Origin of the sequence: Pseudarthrobacter sp. NamB4, from assembly GCF_005796185.1 — a bacterium.
Taxonomy (GTDB): domain Bacteria; phylum Actinomycetota; class Actinomycetes; order Actinomycetales; family Micrococcaceae; genus Arthrobacter.
In genome coordinates this window covers 162,635-180,662 of record NZ_VAHM01000001.1, presented here as the reverse complement: position 1 = coordinate 180,662, position 18,028 = coordinate 162,635, and the positions used below count along the sequence as shown (strand labels likewise).

15 protein-coding genes and 2 pseudogenes are annotated in these 18,028 nt (G+C 66.2%); 8 read left to right on the top strand and 9 right to left on the bottom strand.

Features of this window, described 5'->3' with window-relative positions; translation table 11 throughout:
* Nucleotides 1-30 precede the first annotated feature (30 nt).
* Nucleotides 31-744, top strand: a complete 714-nt coding sequence (locus tag FDW81_RS00800) for a DUF4166 domain-containing protein (RefSeq protein WP_138132130.1) — start codon at nucleotides 31-33, stop codon at nucleotides 742-744.
* 30 nt (nucleotides 745-774) lie between these two features.
* Here FDW81_RS00800 and FDW81_RS00795 read toward each other — a convergent pair whose 3' ends face one another.
* From FDW81_RS00795 to FDW81_RS18270, 3 genes and pseudogenes are all read right to left on the bottom strand, one after another.
* The gene (locus tag FDW81_RS00795; RefSeq protein ID WP_171027073.1) at nucleotides 775-1,839 is read right to left on the bottom strand and encodes a hypothetical protein; all 1,065 of its coding nucleotides are present in this window, start codon (nucleotides 1,837-1,839) and stop codon (nucleotides 775-777) included.
* A gap of 2 nt (nucleotides 1,840-1,841) precedes the next feature.
* Entirely contained in the window at nucleotides 1,842-2,249 is a 408-nt protein-coding gene (locus FDW81_RS00790) for a chorismate mutase (RefSeq protein WP_138132128.1), read from the bottom strand.
* A gap of 88 nt (nucleotides 2,250-2,337) precedes the next feature.
* Nucleotides 2,338-3,676, bottom strand: a pseudogene (locus tag FDW81_RS18270) (dipeptide ABC transporter ATP-binding protein); the annotation flags it as partial.
* Nucleotides 3,677-3,696: 20 nt separating this feature from the next.
* Here FDW81_RS18270 and FDW81_RS18265 point away from each other — a divergent pair.
* Nucleotides 3,697-3,942, top strand: a pseudogene (locus FDW81_RS18265) (ATP-binding cassette domain-containing protein); the annotation flags it as partial.
* Nucleotides 3,943-4,190: 248 nt separating this feature from the next.
* On the opposite strand, the gene mnmA reads toward FDW81_RS18265, so the two are convergent.
* The gene (gene mnmA, locus FDW81_RS00775) at nucleotides 4,191-5,321 is read right to left on the bottom strand and encodes a tRNA 2-thiouridine(34) synthase MnmA (RefSeq protein ID WP_138132126.1); all 1,131 of its coding nucleotides are present in this window, start codon (nucleotides 5,319-5,321) and stop codon (nucleotides 4,191-4,193) included.
* Between the two features lie 131 nt (nucleotides 5,322-5,452).
* Nucleotides 5,453-6,682 carry a cysteine desulfurase family protein gene (locus tag FDW81_RS00770; RefSeq protein ID WP_138132124.1) on the bottom strand — a complete coding sequence of 410 codons (1,230 nt, stop codon included), beginning with the start codon at nucleotides 6,680-6,682 and terminating at the stop codon, nucleotides 5,453-5,455.
* A gap of 316 nt (nucleotides 6,683-6,998) precedes the next feature.
* On the opposite strand from FDW81_RS00770, the gene FDW81_RS00765 reads away from it, so the two are divergent.
* From FDW81_RS00765 to FDW81_RS00750, 4 genes are all read left to right on the top strand, one after another.
* On the top strand, nucleotides 6,999-7,946 hold the full coding sequence (locus FDW81_RS00765; RefSeq protein ID WP_138132122.1) for a J domain-containing protein: 948 nt from the start codon (nucleotides 6,999-7,001) through the stop codon (nucleotides 7,944-7,946).
* Between the two features lie 35 nt (nucleotides 7,947-7,981).
* Nucleotides 7,982-8,449: a tRNA (cytidine(34)-2'-O)-methyltransferase gene (locus tag FDW81_RS00760; RefSeq protein ID WP_138132120.1), complete on the top strand. Its 468-nt coding sequence runs from the start codon at nucleotides 7,982-7,984 to the stop codon at nucleotides 8,447-8,449.
* A 243-nt stretch (nucleotides 8,450-8,692) separates the two neighbouring features.
* The gene (sigK, locus tag FDW81_RS00755) at nucleotides 8,693-9,301 is read left to right on the top strand and encodes an ECF RNA polymerase sigma factor SigK (protein WP_138132118.1); all 609 of its coding nucleotides are present in this window, start codon (nucleotides 8,693-8,695) and stop codon (nucleotides 9,299-9,301) included.
* A gap of 1 nt (nucleotide 9,302) precedes the next feature.
* Nucleotides 9,303-10,181: an anti-sigma factor domain-containing protein gene (locus FDW81_RS00750; RefSeq protein ID WP_138132116.1), complete on the top strand. Its 879-nt coding sequence runs from the start codon at nucleotides 9,303-9,305 to the stop codon at nucleotides 10,179-10,181.
* Nucleotides 10,182-10,262: 81 nt separating this feature from the next.
* Here FDW81_RS00750 and FDW81_RS00745 read toward each other — a convergent pair whose 3' ends face one another.
* From FDW81_RS00745 to FDW81_RS00730, 4 genes are all read right to left on the bottom strand, one after another.
* Entirely contained in the window at nucleotides 10,263-11,042 is a 780-nt protein-coding gene (locus FDW81_RS00745) for a PIG-L deacetylase family protein (RefSeq protein WP_138132114.1), read from the bottom strand.
* Between the two features lie 3 nt (nucleotides 11,043-11,045).
* Nucleotides 11,046-11,999: an electron transfer flavoprotein subunit alpha/FixB family protein gene (locus tag FDW81_RS00740; protein WP_138132112.1), complete on the bottom strand. Its 954-nt coding sequence runs from the start codon at nucleotides 11,997-11,999 to the stop codon at nucleotides 11,046-11,048.
* Between the two features lie 14 nt (nucleotides 12,000-12,013).
* A complete protein-coding gene (locus tag FDW81_RS00735) occupies nucleotides 12,014-12,814 on the bottom strand; it encodes an electron transfer flavoprotein subunit beta/FixA family protein (protein ID WP_138132359.1) in 801 nt (266 codons plus the stop codon).
* Between the two features lie 262 nt (nucleotides 12,815-13,076).
* Nucleotides 13,077-14,723 (bottom strand): S1C family serine protease, encoded by a 1,647-nt coding sequence (locus tag FDW81_RS00730; RefSeq protein WP_138132110.1) that lies wholly within the window; start codon nucleotides 14,721-14,723, stop codon nucleotides 13,077-13,079.
* A gap of 313 nt (nucleotides 14,724-15,036) precedes the next feature.
* Between FDW81_RS00730 and FDW81_RS00725 the strand changes: the two genes are divergently transcribed.
* Both FDW81_RS00725 and FDW81_RS00720 read left to right on the top strand, forming a co-directional pair.
* Nucleotides 15,037-17,076 carry a TPM domain-containing protein gene (locus FDW81_RS00725; RefSeq protein ID WP_138132108.1) on the top strand — a complete coding sequence of 680 codons (2,040 nt, stop codon included), beginning with the start codon at nucleotides 15,037-15,039 and terminating at the stop codon, nucleotides 17,074-17,076.
* Between the two features lie 105 nt (nucleotides 17,077-17,181).
* On the top strand, nucleotides 17,182-17,973 hold the full coding sequence (locus tag FDW81_RS00720) for a PspA/IM30 family protein (RefSeq protein ID WP_138132106.1): 792 nt from the start codon (nucleotides 17,182-17,184) through the stop codon (nucleotides 17,971-17,973).
* The last annotated feature ends 55 nt before the right edge of the window (nucleotides 17,974-18,028 follow it).

Genomic DNA, 18,028 nt, shown 5'->3' with positions numbered 1-18,028 from the left:
GTTCCCGTTTTTCTCCAAGAGGAGGCTCCCTTGAACCTTCCCATCTACCAGCAGGCCCTTGGCGCTGACTTCTCCCGGCTGCAGCCGGAACTACAGGACTACTTTTCCCTGGTGCCGGGTTCCGGCCGCTACGGAGTGGGCGAAGGGACGTTCGACGTCGTCGGCTGCCGGCAGGAGTGGCTGCGCCCTTTGCTGCGGCTCACCACCGGGGAGGAGGCGTTCTTTCCCGAGTACGGCGAAAACATTCCTTTCCGTATCGAGAACCACGCCCACCAGGACCCGTTTGGCCGGTCAAGCCTCACTGCCAGGCGGGAGATCCGCTTCCCCGGGCGCACCCGAATCTTCCAGGACACCACGAGTGTGACTGGCCGGAACGGAGGGCCACGGCTGGTGGACTACGTGGGCAGGTACCGGCGGCTGGTCACGGACCTGAACCTGGGCGTCACTGCGGAGGGACGGCTCCGCGGCGTTTCGGACGCCTCGCGGCTGTTCCTTGGCCCGCTCCGTATTCCCTTGCCCGCCGCCCTGGACGCCAAAGCCTACGCGGAACAGTGGTGGGACCCTGCGGAAGGCACCGGGGGAAGGCACCGCATCCAGGTGAAGGTCATCCAGCCGCAGGTCGGCCTGGTGCTGGTCTACGCCGGCAGCTTCAACTACAGGCTGCGCCCCTACACGGGCGGAAGCTCCGCCCGGAGCTTCCTGCCGCGCTACGCACAGCCGGAACGTTGGGAAAACCGGGTCTGACTCCAGTCACCCCGGGTAAGACCGCGCCGGCTACCCCAGCGCCAACTGGTTCAGCCCGTCCGCCACCTGGGTGAGCCGGCCCAGGACTGCCGTGGCCTCAGCCGGGGTGTGTCCGGAGAGCCCCAGCGACGGCGTAACCCGCACGGCACTGAGTGCCGTTGGGGAAAGACCCAGCTGCCGCCAGGGGCGCCATACCGCCTCAACGCAGTCAACCACCTTGGGCAGCGTAGTCCCTCGTGCGTCCAGGGCACCTATCCATAGGCGCTTGCCCGCTTCCACCGCACCGGCCAGCTGCTCCCACTGCCGGGTGGTCAGGGCCTGCAGGGGGACCGCAACGCCGTCGGCGCCCGCACCCAGGATCTGCTCGAAGGGTGCCTCGATTTCAGGCACGGCTATCACCACTTCCGCGGCGCCCGCAGCCCGCAGGGCCTCCAGGACCACGCGCCACGCTTCCCGTGCTTCTGCACCCGGTACGGCCCGCAGTGTGCGGTAACCGCTGGACGTGGGGATGGTGCCGGCGAACACCGCGGCGATGTCCGGCTCGTCGATCTGTACTGCCAGGCGGGCACCCGGAACGGCGGCGGCCACACGGCTGAGGTAACGCCCCACGCCGGCAGCCAGTGATGCGGCCAGGTCCCGGCGCGCCCCATAGTCGATGAGGGCCCGTTCCCCGCTGTGCAGGTGCAGGCCAGCAGCAAGGCTGAGCGGCCCCATGAGCTGCACCTTGATGTCAGCTGCCGGTTTTTCTTCGGCTCCGGCTACGTCCGCCAGGACATTGATGTCCGTGGCAAGCGCCGAGGTTGCCCGGCGGAAATCCTTGCCGGGCCGGTCAACCAGGCGCCAGCCGTAAGGCTGGACGTCCACGGCCAGCTCCTCAAGGAGGCAGGCGGTCCGGCCCAGCGCGTCCGAACCCACGCCCCGGTCCGGCAGTTCCGCCAGGAACGGCAGGTGGGGGCTGCCCAGTTCGCCCCGGATGATTTTCGCCGCTTCCAGCGGATCGTCGCCCGGCCAGGGCCCGAGCGCTGTTGCCGTTACTTCACGCGGCGGAGCCGGCTGCAGGGCGGCGCCCCGAGCATGTTCGTGCTGCCCGGCCATGCTCACGCGAGGGCAGAAGCCTGCGGGTGCTGGCCCGGGCCCGACTGGTGGTCCTCTGCGATGGCCTCATGATGCCTGATGACTTCGCCGATGATGAAGTTGAGGAATTTTTCCGCGAAGGCAGGGTCGAGGTGGGCATCCTCGGCGAGGCGCCGGAGCCTGGCAATTTGGGCGGCTTCGCGGCCGGGGTCGCCCGCGGGCAGCCGGTGCGCGGCCTTGAGGAAGCCCACCTTCTGGGTGGCCTTGAAACGCTCGGCCAGGAGGTAGACCAGGGTGGCGTCGATGTTGTCGATGCTGGAGCGGATGGACAGCAGTTCAGCCATCACCGACTTGTCCACCTGGCCCGCCAGGGAGCTGGCGGAGGGGTCGTAGTCGTCGGAGTCCGGAGTGTGAGGGTTGTGCTGCGTCATGGTTCAAGTCTATGGGCAGGCACAGGAATGGATTTGTTGGTAAGCGCCGGTGCCGGCATCCGGCACCGGCGCTTAACGCCCTGGCCCGTCAGATGCCCAGCAGAGCCCGGTGTTCCTCCCGCCGCCTCGACTGTTCCTGCGGGTCGGGCACGGGCAGTGATGCGATCAGGCGCCGCGTGTAGTCGTGCCGCGGGTTTCCCATCACCTGATTGCCGATGCCCTGCTCCACCAGCCTGCCCTTGTACAGCACGCCCACCCAGGAGGACAGGGTGTCAACCACCGCGAGGTCGTGGCTGATGAAGAGGCAGCCGAAGCCGAACTCCTGCTGGATGTCCCTGAACAATTCGAGGACCTTGGCCTGCACCGATACGTCCAATGCCGATGTCGGCTCATCCGCTATGAGCAGCCGCGCGGACTGAGGCTGAGGGCCCGTGCCAGGGAGGCGCGCTGGCGCTGGCCCCCGGAGAGTTCGTGCGGGTACCGTCCCGCGTACGACGACGGCAGCTGGACTGATTCGAGCAGCTCACCGACGCGTTTGCGCGCCTGCGCCGGGCTTGGCTTTGTGTGGATGACCATGGGTTCGGCGATGCAGTCCCCGATGCTCAGCTGCGGGTTGAAGGATGCTGCCGGATCCTGGAACACGAAGCCGATGTCCTTCCGCAGCGGCTTGAACGTGCGCTCGCGCAGATTGAGCATTTCGTATCCCAGCACTTTGAGGCTGCCGCCCGTGGTCCGGTTAAGGCCGGCGATGGCGCGTCCGATGGTGGTCTTGCCGGAACCGGATTCGCCCACCAGCCCGAACACTTCACCCCGGGACAGGGTGAAGCTGACCCGGTCCACCGCCTTGAAGGCAGGCGTTCCCAACCTGCCGGGGTACTCGATAATCAGGTTGTTGGCCTCCACCAGCACCTCTTCATCCTGGTGCGCCCGGCTGGTCAGTCCCTCCGAGGCCGAGTGGTGGCCCAGGTGCGGAACCGCGGCGAGCAGCTTGCGGGTGTAGTCCTGCCGGGGTTCCGCAAAAAGGGTGCGGGCCGGCGCTTCCTCCACCACGTCCCCCTGGTACATGACCACCACGCGGTCGGCCAGGTCCGCACCACTCCCATGTTGTGCGTAATCAGCACAATCGACGTCCCGTACTTGTTGCGCAGGTCCCGCAGGAGTTCGAGGATTTCCGCCTGGACTGTGACGTCCAGCGCGGTGGTGGGTTCATCGGCGACGATCAGGCCCGGGTTCAGGGCCAGGGCTGCGGCGATGACCACCCGCTGCTTCTGTCCCCCCGAGAACTGGTGGGGGTAGTTATTGACCCGGTGTTCCGGATCGGGGATGCCTACCTTCCGGAGGGCTTCGACGGCCCGCGACTTCGCTTCCCTGGCGGAAATACGCTTTCCCCCGCTGCCGCCATGGGCACGGATGCCTTCGGCGATCTGCCGCCGTCAACACAGATCCTTTGTCCGGAGCCGGCTTTGGACAAGGCCAGGAGTCCGACGGCGGCGGTCCGGTCCTCGACATCGCCCACCTTCAGGTGACTTCGCCACCGACGGCGGTCCAGTGCATGCCGTCAAGGACGTCAGCCTTTGAGGTCAGGAAGGGGGAAGTGCTGGCGATCGTGGGGGAGTCCGTCTCCGGCAAGACGGTCACCGCCACCATCCTGGGCCTGCTGCCGGAAACTGCCAGCAGTTCCGGTGCAGTGGTAGCGCGCCCGCCGACCGCTGATGGGTGCATGTGCTCAGGCGGGAAGCGCGCGGTGCTGATGCCTAGATTCAATCAGAGAGTCAACACTCAGAGCGGGCCATTTTGTGAGTTGAGACACAAAATTTACTTCGGTGCCGTGCACGCCCCCTGTGGATCGGCGGCAAGGAACGGCGTGCAACATGGCATTGATAAAAAAGCACCGCCCCGGCGGAACCGGGGCGGTGCTTGGAAAGTGTTCTTGGGGCCGGATCAGAGCTCGGCACGCTGGAGCGAGCGGGCGGCGTCGATGGTCGCCTGGCCCAGCACGCGGCTGCCCTGGTACAGAACCACGGTCTGCCCCGGGGCCACTCCCCGCAACGGGGTGGCGAGCCGGACCACCAGCTGGCTGCCGCCGTTGTCTGCCGCCGGTTCCACGCGGGCGGTGGCTGGGACAGGGTCGCCATGGGCCCTGACCTGGGCATGGCATTCGAACTGTTCGCCGATCCCCACCTCGGCAATGGGCAGGCCTGCCCATGACACCTTGATGCCGCGGATTTCGTCGATGGCCAGCAGCGCCTCCGGGCCCACCACCACCTTGTTCTCCTTCGGCCGGATCTCCAGCACGAACCTGGGCTTGCCGTCAGCCGCCGGCGTGCCAAGCTTCAGCCCGCGGCGCTGGCCGACGGTGAAGGCATTGGCACCGGGATGCTCGCCCACCTTCCTGCCGGTTTCATCCACGATGTCGCCGGCGGCCATGTCGATCTTTTCGGCCAGCCAGCCGGCGGTGTCGCCGTCCGGGATGAAGCAGATGTCATGGCTGTCGGGCTTGTTGGCCACTGAAAGTCCGCGGCGTTCTGCCTCGGCACGCACCTCGGCCTTCGAGGGCGTGTCAGCCAGCGGGAACATTGAGTGCTTGAGCTGCTCGTGGGTAAGGACGCCCAGGACGTAGCTTTGGTCCTTGGCCCAGTCGGCCGCCCGGTGGAGTTCGCGGTTGCCGTCGGCGTCCTCGATCACCTTTGCGTAGTGGCCGGTGCACACTGCGTCGAAGCCCAGGGCGATGGCCTTTTCCAGCAGTGCCGCAAACTTGATCCGCTCGTTGCAGCGCATGCAGGGGTTGGGCGTGCGGCCGGCTGCGTACTCATCGATGAAGTCCTGGACGACGTCTTCCTTGAACCGCTCGGAGAAATCCCAGACGTAGTAGGGAATGCCCAGGACGTCGCAGGCACGCCAGGCGTCACGGGAATCTTCGATGGTGCAGCAGCCCCGGCTTCCGGTGCGGAGCGTGCCGGGCATGCGTGACAGTGCCAGGTGGACGCCGACGACGTCGTGTCCCGCCTCCACGGCGCGGGCGGCGGCAACGGCGGAGTCGACTCCGCCGCTCATGGCTGCTAGAACTCGCATGGTTGCTTTCTGTTGGAGAGGCTTCGGCCCAGTGGCCGGGAAAGTACGGACCGCCCGGTCTGTTCTCCCGGAAACGATCTTCGCCTATCTATTCTACGGCCTCGTGTAAAGCCGCGGCCCCAACCGGGCGGTCAGCTGCCGCCCCGGGCGTACCTGGCGATGGTGCCTGCAGTCTGGATCGACGACTCGCGCCCGGCCATGCCCGCCTGCCGCGCCCGTGCGTAGGCGTCCGGCAGCGCAGCCAGCAGCGCATCGACGTCGGCCTCCACTGAGGCGTGCCCCAGGGTGAACCGCTGCGCTCCGCGTGCGGTGTCCTCGTCCAGGCCCATGGCCAGCAGCACGTGGGAAGGCCGCGGCACGCCTGCCGTGCAGGCCGATCCTGTGGAGGATTCCACGCCTGCGAGGTCGAGGAGGAACAACAGTGAGTCCCCTTCGCAGCCAGGAAAGGTGAAGTGTGCGTTGCCGGGGAGCCTGCCGTTCCCGGGGGCACCGCGGAGGACAGCTTCCGGGATCAGTTCATGGACGCCGTCAATAAGGCGGTTGCGCAGCCGGGCAATCCGTGCAGACTCGGCTCCCAAGGTTGCCGTGACTTTTTCGGCTGCCGCCGCGAACGCCGCAATGGAGGCTGTGTCCAGCGTGCCGGACCGGACGTCCCGCTCCTGGCCTCCGCCGTGCTGGACGGGAGTCAGTTTCACCGCCCGCCCCAGCAGGAGGGCGCCAACCCCTACCGGTCCCCCGATCTTGTGGCCGGAGATGGACATGGCGTCAAGCCCGGAGGCCGTGAAATCCACCGGGAGGGAACCGAATGCCTGGACCGCATCCGAATGCACGGGGACGCCGGCGGCGTGTGCCAGTTCCACAATCCTGCTGATGGGCTGGATGGTGCCCACTTCGTTGTTGGCCCACATCACGGTGACCAGGGCGATGGTGTCCGGCTTGCGGGACAGTTCCGCCTCGAGGGCGGCAAGGTCCAGCACGCCGTCGGCATTGACGGGAAGCCAAGTAACCTCCGCGCCCTCGTGGCGCTCCAGCCACTCCACGGTGTCCAGCACGGCATGGTGTTCGACGGCGGAGCAGAGGATGCGGCGCCGGGCAGGGTTCTCCCCCACCCGGGACCAATACAGTCCCTTGACGGCCAGGTTGTCTGATTCGGTGCCGCCCGAGGTGAAAATGACCTCGGAGGGATGGGCACCTGCCGCGGCCGCGACGGTCTCCCGCGCATCTTCCACGCTGCGGCGGGCCCGGCGGCCGGAACCGTGCAGGGATGAGGGGTTGCCGGTCCGGGCAAGTTCACGCGTCAGCGCGGCCAGGGCTTCCGCTGAAAGCGGGGTGGTGGCTGCATGATCGAGGTAAACGGGCACCCCCCAATTCTAGCTGTCCAGCCTCCACGAAGGGGCCGGCGGCCAGTTCGACGGCGGGAGCACAGGGAGGAAGCGGGCCACGTCGGCGCGGGCCGCAGCGAGGGCGGCACGGTCAGGGCCCGGTGCGGCCGCGCAGGCACGAGACCAGAGGTCCTGGCGCACGACGACGATGCAGAGTTGGGCCGCCGCTCGTGACACGCACGGCGTATCCCGCGCCGGGGGAACCGGGAGGGGCCGGAGCATCGTTGTCAGGACAGGCCGTTAAACTGTGCTGGCCGGCCCGCGAAGACTGGCCGAACCAGGAAAAGGATGGGTCTTGACCGAGAGCAGCAGCTCCTACTACCAGGTGCTTAGGGTGGCAGTCACCGCCACCGAAAAGGAAATCAAGGTGGCCTACCGCCGGGCTGCCCGCACCGCCCACCCCGATCACGGCGGCGATGCAGCAGCATTCCGGCGGGTGACCCGGGCTTACGAGACGCTCATTGATCCCGTGCGCAGGAAGGCATATGACCGTTCCTATGCCGCCGGCACCTTCCGCAACGGGGAGTCGGACACTGAACCGCATTTCGACGCACCGCCGGCCGGAAGCCGTGCTTCGGCCACCGTGCACAGGACGGGCAACGCCCGCAACACCGCCGGTGACCCCCCGGTCTACCTCCCGCCATATGACGCCCCGGACACCGGGGTTCCGCTGATCCCGCTGGCACTCGCCAGCCAGCAGGTCCACGGCATGCCGCGCAAACGCGGAATCTTCGGTGCAGAGGCACGCATCCAGCGGGAGATGCGCACCGTGCAGCTCCTGACCCGGCAGGTCCTGCCCACAATTCCGGCCGCCAGGCTTATCAACGGCCTCCAGTCCCCGGCTGACAACAGCCACATCGACCACGCCGTCCTGTCCGGTTACCGGCTGGCACTGATCGGCTCGATGCTGCTGCCCAAGGGCGCCTATGCGTGGGACGGCAGGACGCTCAACCATGGCGGCCGCGCCGTTGCGCCGCCGCAGCTTGCCCACCTGGTGAGGGCGATGCAGGACATCTTCCCCGAGTTGAACGTTACGGGCTGGACCGTGGTGCTTAGCCCTGGCGGCAACCTGCACGAGCCGGTCATTGATAACTACCGCCGGTCAGCAGGCGCGCTGGACTCCGTCCAGATCGTCAACGCTGCCGGAATGGTGCGCGGCCTCAAGGAATTCCTTGCCTCCGGCCCGGCGCCCAACACCGTGAACGTACCGGTGCTGGCCAGGTTGCTGCGCGGGATGCACTGACAGCCCTCTGCCCGCAGGGTAGCTAGGATGGGAACGTGTTCCGCATCCTTTTCCACGAACCCGAAATTCCAGGCAATACCGGCAATGCCATCCGGCTGGCCGCCATCACCGGGGCAGAGCTGCATCTGGTGGAACCGCTCGGGTTCGACTTCTCAGACGCCAAGCTCCGCCGCGCGGGCCTTGACTACCATGACCTTGCCGTCGTCACCGTACACCGGAACATCGAGGATGCCTGGCAGCACCTGCAGCCGGAACGGGTGTACGCGTTTACCTCGGACGGGACGGCCAGCTACACGGACATCTCCTACCAGCCGGGTGATGTCCTGATGTTCGGCAGGGAGTCCGTGGGCCTGCCCGCGGACCTGAAGGCGGATGTGCACGTGACAGCCACCGTCCGGCTGCCCATGCTGCCCGCGCTGCGCTCACTGAACCTGGCCAACGCAGCCTCAATTGCCGTCTACGAGGCTTGGCGCCAGCAAGGGTTCGCCGGCGCCAGAACCTAAGGCGACAAAGCCGCGGACGGATGCGGATGGCGCCCGCAGCGCCGGGCGCAGAACACCCGGGAGCCGTTCTTTTTCACGTCAGGGCAATCCACCCCGGCGGCAGTACCGAATAACTCCTGACAACATTCCACCGTGTTCGAGGAGCTGCAGGTGACATTACTGGAGTCAGGTTCCAGGACCTCCCGCAGCAGACCCGGCGGCACTGCTGAGGATTCCCGGTCCGGCGACTTATGCTTGGTAGTGATGGATACCCCCAACGCTCCACATTCCGAGGCCCCGGCTGCGGTGACAGACCCGCCGGCGGAGCTCGGTCAGCGGCTTTCGGCCCTGCTGGAAGGCATAGGCAGGGGCGACCAGGCAGCCTTTGCGGAGTTCTACCAGCTGACATCCCGCCGCGTTTTCGGCATGGCCCGCCGCGTGCTGATCGATCCCGAGTTGAGCGAAGACACCACGCAGGAGGTCTTCCTGCAGGTGTGGCAGAACGCGGCGAAGTTTGATCCGTCGGCGGGCAGTCCGCTCTCCTGGCTGATGACCATTTCCCACCGCCGGGCTGTGGACAGGGTGCGGTCAACGCAGTCCGCCACTGACCGTGAAGCCAAGTACGGCGCGAGCAGCCAGGACATCGACCACGATGCCGTGGCCGACGAAGTGGGAAGCAGGCTCGAAGCCGAGGCCGTGGTCAGGTGCTTGGCAACACTGACCGAAACGCAGCAGGAATCGGTGCGCCTGGCCTACTACGGCGGCCTCACATACCGGGAGGTTGCAGAACGCCTGCATGCAGCAGTGCCCACCATAAAATCCCGTATCCGCGACGGATTGATCCGCCTGAAAACCTGTCTGGGGGTGAGTTGAGATGACAGAAAACAACCACGGCCGCAACGGCCGCTCGTTCGGCGACACGGTCGCCATGGACCTGGCTTCCGGCCGGGCTGTTGACCTGGCCGAGCTCTACGCCCTGGACGCAGTGACGGAAGAGGAGCGCAAGGCGATCGAGGAGTACATCTCAGCCGCGCAGGCAGCGGAACGAAGCGCCTTCGATGAACGTGTACGCCAGGCAAGGGAGACTCTTGCCCGGACCTTCCGCGTGGAGGAGGAGCCCCCGGCTGACCTCTTTGGCCGCATCGTCGCACAACTTCCCGAGCAGGAACGCCGGCCGGACGCCGCAGCTTCCCCTCCAGCCGCGGTCCCTGCACCGGGTTACGCAGCGCCGGGGCACGCCCAACCGGCGCAGCCGGCCGGCATGGATGAGCTCGCACAGGTACGCCAGCTTAGGGAGGAACGGCGCCGGCCCGGCAGCACCCGCCGCTGGCTCGCCGGAATTGCCGCTGCGGCGGCCATCGCCCTGGGCGGAGTGGGCGTGGGCTCCTACCTTGCCGACCAGAACGATCCGCTCAACCAGGTGGTCCGCGCGGACGACGTGCGGGAAGCCTCGGTGGATGTGGCCGGCGGCGGAACCGCCACGGTCCTGGTCTCCCCGTCGGAGGATGCCGCCGTCGTCAAAATGAATGGTGTTCCCGCGCCCCCTGCCGGCAAGGTGTACCAGATGTGGCTGATCCCCAAGGATGGTTCGGCACCGGTGTCCCAGGGCCTGATGGATGCGGAAGCGCTGTCAAAGCCGGCGGTGGTGCAGGGGATCTCCTCCGCAGCAGCCCTGGGCATAACAGTGGAGCCGGCGGGCGGGTCCCAGTCCCCCACGCTGCCCACCGTCGCCGCCGCTCCCCTGGGTGCGTAGGCGGCAGCAACAGGAATACAACGGCGCCCCGCTCCGGTCCGTCAAGGACCGGGGCGGGGCGCTCTGGCTTTGACGAACAGGCTAGAACCCTGCGATGGTTCCCGGCCCGTTGACGGCCACAACGTGGAAGGCTTCGGCACTGCTGCCTTCGGGGAAGCCGGCCCTGGCGGCGTTGATCCGCATGCCCTGGCGGACCGTTTTCTCCATGGCTTCCACGTCCGGGTGCTGGCTGACGTGGACATGAATGGCGCGCAGCTTGGCTTCCACGTGCGCGGAGACATCCACGAAGTGGTTTTCCCGTTCCTCCGGCCCGGCGTAGAGCCACAGCCAGGGCAGCTTGTAGGCCTCAAGCCCGGCCGCGGCAAGTTCCGGGTAGGCGAAGGGGTTTTCCAGGGCGGGGTATACGGCCCGCGTCACCGCCTCCCCCACCGCCAGATGGTCCGGGTGGCTCTTCTGTATCCGATTCCAGTTCCGTTCCGGGTGCATGGAAAGCACGACGTCGGGCCGGATTTCGCGGATCAGCTTAACGACTCCCTGCATCACCTCGTGCGAAGGTTCCAGGTACCCGTCGCGCTGGTGGAGGTAGTGGATATCGGTGACCCCGACGAGCTCGGCTGCGCGACGCTGTTCGGCGTCCCGCATGGCGATGATGTTGGCCCGGTGCGCCGGGTCGAAGCCTCCGGCGTCGCCATCGGTCATGATGCAATAGCTGACGTCGACACCGGCGGCTGTCCAGGCAGCGATGGTGCCCGCTGCAGCGAAGTCGACGTCATCGGGGTGTGCCGCAAAACAGAGCACCCGCCCAACCCGGTGTACGTCCGGGTTGAACGGGCTCCGTGGCTGCTCAGGAAGGGCAGTCAAAAATCAGCCTTTCCGCTTCTTGATCTCGGCTGTGGCCTGTGGGAGCACATCGAAAAGGTCACCCACAATACCGAAGTCCGCGATCTCGAAAACGGGCGATTCAGCGTCTTTGTTCACTGCGACAATCACCTTTGCCGTCTGCATGCCGGCCTTCTGCTGGATCGCGCCGGAGATGCCTGCGGAAATGTAGAGCTGGGGCGACACAGTCTTTCCGGTCTGTCCCACCTGCGCATCGTGGCTGATCCACCCGGCGTCCGTGGCTGCACGGGAAGCACCCACGGCTGCTCCCAGCGCGTCGGCAAGTTCCTCCACCGGGGTGAAGTCTCCGTCAAGTCCGCGTCCGCCGGCCACCACGATGCGGGCGTCAGTGAGATCCGGCCGGCCGCTGGCGACCTTCTGCTCCCGTGCGGTGATCCGGGCGGCAGCGGCCGTGCTGCCGGCGGGAACCTCAACCGTCACGGTTTCCGGTGAGGTGGGCGCGGCAGCCGGTTCGGGGGTTACGTTGTTGGCCTTCAACGTCAACACGCTTACGGGAGTAGTGGCCTTGCAGGACGTGTTGTACGAGCCGGCCAGGACCGCTTTGTGGGCGGTACCGTTCGCATCCACTGCCACGACGTCGGTGATGACGCCGGCATTCAGGCGGATGCCCACGCGGGCGGCGATCTCTTTGCCCTCGGGGGAATTGTCCAGCAGGACGACTCCGGCCCCGGCCTGCTCAGCTGCGGCAGCAACGTAGGCCGCCTTGGGGGCGACGAGGAAGTCGTCGAGGTCCTCCGCCGAGGGGAGCAGCACGGTGCCGACGCCGTACTCCGCAAAGGCGGCCGCGACGTCGTCGTGCAGCTTGCCGTTCAGGGCTACCACGGTCTCACCGAGTGAGCGGCCCAGGGTGAGCAGCTCAAGGCTGCTCTTCTTGAGCGCATCGCCGGGGTTGTCAATGAATACAAGTACTTTTGCCATGTCTGTGGTCCCTCTCAGAGCAGCTTCTGGGCGGCCAGGAAGTCGACAAGCTTGATGCCGGCGTCGCCTTCGTCGGTGATGATGGTGCCGGCGGTGCGCGGCGGACGTTCCTCTGCAGCCAGGATGCTGGTCCAGGAGCCTGAGAAACCCACCTGGGCAGGCTGCACGCCGATGTCGGCGAGCGAGAGTGTGGTGATGCTCTTGCGCTTGGCGGCGATAATGCCTTTGAAGTTGGGGTACCTGGGCTCGTTGATCTGGTCCGTCACGGACACGACAGCCGGCAGCGGCGCCTCAACTGTCTCCGAGGACAGGTCCGCGTCCCGGCGCGCGGTGAGCCGGCCGCCCTCCACCTGCAGCGACGAGGCGAAGGTGACCTGGGGCAGGCCCAGCCGTTCCGCCAGCTGCGCCGGAACCAGCGACGTTTCACCGTCCGTTGACGCCATGCCTGTGATGACCAGGTCCACGGGGGCGTCGCTGCCCAGGTGCCTGATCGCTGCTGCCAACGCCAGGGAGGTAGCAGCGGCGTCCGAGCCGGCCAGGGCATCGTCGGTGAGGTGAACGCCCTCCGTGGCACCAATCTGAAGCGCCTTCTTGATGGCGTTGACGGCGCCCGAGGGGCCCATGCTCAGCGCGATGACCTGGTTGCCTGCCTTGGCTCCGCCGCGGGCTTCGGCCAGCTGCAGCGCGGCCTCGAGCGCGTACTCGTCAAGCTCTGACAGGATGCTCTCGTTGCGGTCAGTGGTGTAGCCCTCACCGTTGAGGTGGCGGTCAAACTGGGCGTCCGGTACATGCTTGACCAGGACGACGATCTTCAATGTATCTTCCACTGTATTTACAGCAGCCTTCCATGCTTGTGGACAGCCAGCCGGGTGAGGTCATGGCCGCGGAATGCCCCGGCATACGGGTAGGTCCTAGCTAATCACATAGACGCCCCGCTGTGCCCTCTTCCGTTAACGCCTGTGTCAGGGCCCGGTTTGAAGTTCCACGGCAGGCCCTGCCGGAGGCAACGACGGCGACGCTCCCGCCTTCTGCGGGGACGCCGCCGTCGTCCTGCCCTGGGCTGGAGAGGGAGAACCGCTAGCTGGCTGCTGCGCCCAACGTAACGTCAAGGGTCTGTTCCTGGCCATTGCGCAGGACGGTAATCTTCACCTTGGAGCCGGCCGGCTGTTCGCGGACCGCCGCCGTTAGTTGCTCCGGTTCAGCGACGGTGAGGTCGTTGAACCTGGTGATCACGTCGCCCACCCTGATCCCGGCCTTGGCCGCTGCGGATTCGGGTTCCACCGTGGCGACATCCGCCCCTACCGAGAACTCCGACGACGAGCTGGAGGCTGTCTTCGGCTTCACGCTGACGCCCAGCTGGCCGTGGGAGGCCTTGCCGGTATCAATGATTTCCTGTGCCACGCGCTTGGCGTGGTTGATGGGGATGCTGAAGCCGACGCCGATGTTCCCGCTCGTGGAGGACGCGCTGGAGCCCGCGGAGGCGATGGCCACGTTGACGCCGATAACCTCCCCGTTGCTGTTGACCAGGGCTCCGCCTGAGTTGCCAGGGTTGATGGCTGCGTCGGTCTGGATCACGTTGATGGAAATCTCACCCTGGCCCGTGGCCTGCTGGCTTTGTCCACCGCCGGGAGGCGCGAACTGGAACCCGCCCTCGTCGTCGCCTTCGGCGTTATCGCCCTCCTCGGGGGCTGCCGCAGAGGCCACGCTGATGGTCCTGTTGAGCGTTGAGACAATACCGTCAGTCACGGTGCCGGTAAGGCCAAGGGGGGATCCGATCGCAATGGCCGTATCCCCCACGTTGAGCTTCCCGGAGTCACCCAGGGTGGCGGGGGTGAGTCCGGAGGCGTTGTCCACCTTGACGACGGCGAGATCCGACAAGGGGTCAGTGCCGACGAGCTTGGCGCCGATGACCCGGCCGTCGCTGGTACGGACCTGGAGCGCAGCGTTGGCTGTCTGCCCGTCAAGGGTGACGACGTGGGTATTCGTCAGGATGTGGCCCTGGTCGTCAAGGATGATGCCGGAGCCGGTGCCGCCGGCATTGCCGGTGGACGCGCTGATGGTCACGACACTGGGCGAGGCCTTCACTGCCGCTGCGGTGATTTCGTTGACGGAGTCCTGGTTGTTGACGATCACGGTGCCGGGCTGGCTGGTGCCGGGGGCAGTGGTGGCGGCACCGGCATTTCCGAAGAGCTCGGCCGACCCAACCGTGGCAACGCTTCCTCCCACCAATCCCGCGGCGAGGATGCTGGCCACGAGGGTGCCGACGCCGAACGTTGCCTTCCGCCGGGGCGCGTCCTTGGGGTTGTAGGCAAGGCCGGGCGTGTTGTTGTAGTCCCGGCCGCCCTGCCAGCCCGCCTGATGACCCTGGCCCGCATAGCCGTAACCGGGTTGGTTGGGGTGGGACCCGCCGTGCCCAGGCTGGACTGGCTCCTGCTGTTCCGGCCTGTGCTGCTCCGGGGTTTGCTGCGGGCCGTAGAAGGGCTGCCGCTGGGGGTAAACAGGGCGGGGCCCTGGAAGTACCTGCGTCGGATTGTCGCCCTGCTGATCCAGCCGCTCCGTTGGATTCTGCCGCGGGCCGTACCCACCGCTGCCGTCATCGGCCGCGTCCGGCCACTGCGCCCCGGATGCGGCGTCCTCCGGCGCACCCTGCTGCTGCGCCCAGGGATCCTGCCGCTCATGGCCGCCGTTCCGGGGAGCCGGCCGGGGCGTCTGGTTCTCGCTCATGGGACTTCCTTTCATCCTTGTCTGCTTTAACTATGAACTCCCCGGCTGGAACAAGCTCGGATGTTTGCTGAGAGCTTGCTGAAGACCTGCCGCTGCCTTGATCAAGCCCCCCTGCTGCCACCTTCGTTTTGGCCCCTAAAAGCGTTTCGCTTCTGGCATATTCCACTCGATGGACGGGTTGTGGGGTGCACCATAGAATCAAGATGGATTGCCACAGCGACCTGCGGCTTCACACCAAGCGTGGGGGCGCTGTTGGATTCTGAGACGACTGATTCGTCCCGAATCGGTGTCAGGCGTGCTGAAGGGTTTGCACATGCGGTCAAAGTTCATACGTATCCTCGCCGTGATCGGCCTTACCGGCCTGCTGGCGGTGCCCGCTGGCGCGGCATGGGCGGAGCCTCCGGTCACCTTGGATCCGGCCACCAAAATCGTTGATTCCGCTGGCGTCCTCGGCTCCCAAAAGGGCGAGGTCCAGGAAGCCATCAAGAAGCTGGGAACCGAGCATGCCACCGTGCTGCATGTCGTTACGGTCAAGAGGTTTGAAAACCCCGCAGACCGTGAAGCATGGACGGATGCCGTAGCCGAGAAGGCCGGTCTGGGTTCCAATGCCTTGGTCTTTGCCATTGCCACGGAAACACGCCAGTACACCCTGAACAAGGGTGGCAGCAAGATCACCAATGCCCAGCTCGAAAACATCAAGAGCAAGGCCATTGGTCCGCAACTCGCCAACGAGGACTATGCGCAGGCGGCGATCAACGCTGCAGCTGCCATCGGTGATGCTGCGGGCGGCGGAAGCGGCAACGTTCCCGGTGACGGTGCCGGGGCGGCAGTCCTGGTGGGTGCCGGTGTCGTGGCGGCTGGTGGCGCGGGTGCTTACCTGTACCTCCGGAACAAGCGCAGGAAGGCAGCCGGACAGCAGCCTACCGCCGGCTTTGGGCAGCAGGAGGGCCAGGTGGATCCCCTGGCCTCGCTCAGCATCGAGGAACTGCGCCGTAAGAGCGGCTCACTCCTGATCGAGGCGGACGACGCCATCAAGTCCAGCGAGCAGGAACTGATGTTCGCCCAGGCACAGTACGGCGACTCCGCCGTCGGAAACTTCACCAAGGCGCTGGATGAAGCCAAAGCCCACCTGAGCGAGTCCTTCAAGCTGCAGCAGCAGCTGGACGACCACATTCCTGACACTGAAGAGCAGCAGCGGGCCTGGTTCGGGGAGATCATCCGCCGGTCCGAGGCCGCGCTGGCCTCCCTCCAGGAACAGAAGGCCGATTTCGACTCCCTGCGCGAACTTGAGAAGAACGCTCCGCAGGCACTGGCAACCGTCAATACCGGAGCCCGCGAGGCTGATGCAAAAATTACCAGCGCTGAGGACTCCCTCGCCAACCTGCGCTCCAAGTATGCCGAGAGCGCCCTGGTGCAGGTTTCGGACAATATCCTGCAGGCCAAGGAGCGCCTGGCCTTCGTGCAGAACGCCACCGCCACCGCGCAGCAGAAGCTCAGCGAGGGCGAAGGCAGCCTGGCAGCGGTGGCCGTCCGGGCCGCCGAAGAGAGCCTCCATCAGACCAACGTCCTCCTGGATGCGATCGCCAAAGTCTCGTCCAACCTGGATGAGGCGCGCACCCGCCTCGACTCCGCGGTCGTGGACACCTCCCAGGACCTTGCGCAGGCACGGGCCATGATCCAGTCGGGCGCCCACCCGGAGCTTGCCGGGCCGGTGGCAGGAGTGGAAGCGGCCCTGGCCCAGGTCAAGTCGGAAATCCAGGGCGGAAAGATCGATCCCATCGCCACTCTGCAGCGGGTGGAAACAGCACACCAGTCGCTGGACCAGGCCCTCACCGGCATCAGGGACCAACAGGAACAGTCCCGCCGGGCACAGGCATCGCTGCAGCAGACCATCATGTCCGCACAGGCACAGATCAGCGCCACCTCCGACTACATCACTGCCCGGCGAGGCGGCGTGGGAACCGAGGCGCGTACCCGGCTGGCAGAGTCGCAGCGGAATCTGGACTACGCACTGTCCATCTCACGCACCGATCCCGTGACGGCACTTACCTACGCCCAGCAGGCCCACGCTCTCGCGGCACAGGCAGCCCAGTTGGCCCAGGCTGATGTGGACCACTTCGGCGGCTACGCAAACCAGGGCTACGGCCGCGGCGGCATGTTCGGCGGAGGCGGCGGCGGTGGGTTGGGCGGTGCCATCCTGGGCGGCATCCTCATCAACTCGATTCTCAATGGCGGCGGACATGCCGGCTGGGGCGGCGGTCACAGCGACGGCGGCGGCTGGGGCGGCGGCGACTTCGGCGGCGGCGATTTCGGCGGCTGGGGTGGAGACTCCGGCGGAGGCGGCGACTTCTAGGTTTCCAGGGCCCTGTCCTTCAATTCGGCGGGCAGGCACACGGCAGTACCACAACTGTTCACTGATTTCAGTGGTCACCACAGAGCAGGACGAAAGGGTAACACCATGGTTAAGCAGTCCATTTTCGGCCGGATCGCGCAGCTGGCAAAGGCGAATATCAACTCCTTGCTGGACAACGCTGAAGATCCCCAGAAGATGCTGGACCAAATGGTCCGGGACTACACCAACAACATCGCCGAAGCTGAATCCGCCGTCGCGCAGACCATTGGCAACCTCCGGATGCTTGAGGATGACTACAACGAGGACGTGAAGAACGCCCGCGACTGGGGCAACAAGGCACTTGCTGCTTCCCGTAAAGCCGATGAATTCCGCGCCAGCGGCGACGTGGTGGACGCCGAGAAATTCGACAACCTCGCCAAGGTGGCCCTGCAGCGCCAGATGGCTGCTGAGAACGAGGCCAAGGGCGCCGAACCGGCCATCAACTCCCAGCGCGAGGTGGTTGATAAGCTCAAGACCGGCCTTGACCAGATGAAGAACAAGCTGAACCAGCTGACCAGCAAGCGTAATGAACTGGTGGCCCGGTCCAAGACCGCAGCAGCGCAGTCCCAGGTCCATGACGCCATCAAGAGCATCGACATCCTGGACCCCACCAGCGAGGTGGGACGTTTCGAGGAGAAGATCCGCCGCGAGGAAGCAAAGGTCCGCGGCCAGCAGGAACTGGCAGCCTCAAGCCTGGACGCCCAGTTCAACCAGTTGGAGGACCTTGGTGAGCAGGTGGAAATCGAAGCCCGCCTGGCCGCGCTGAAGTCAGGTAATTCGTCAAAGCCCGCTATTGGCGCATCCGAAACTCTCGGCTCCGCGTCCACAGTGGAAGAAGCCGACTTCGACAAGCTGTAACTACACACAAGTGAGGGCCAGGACCGGACGTCCTGGCCCTCACGCGTTCTCCCGA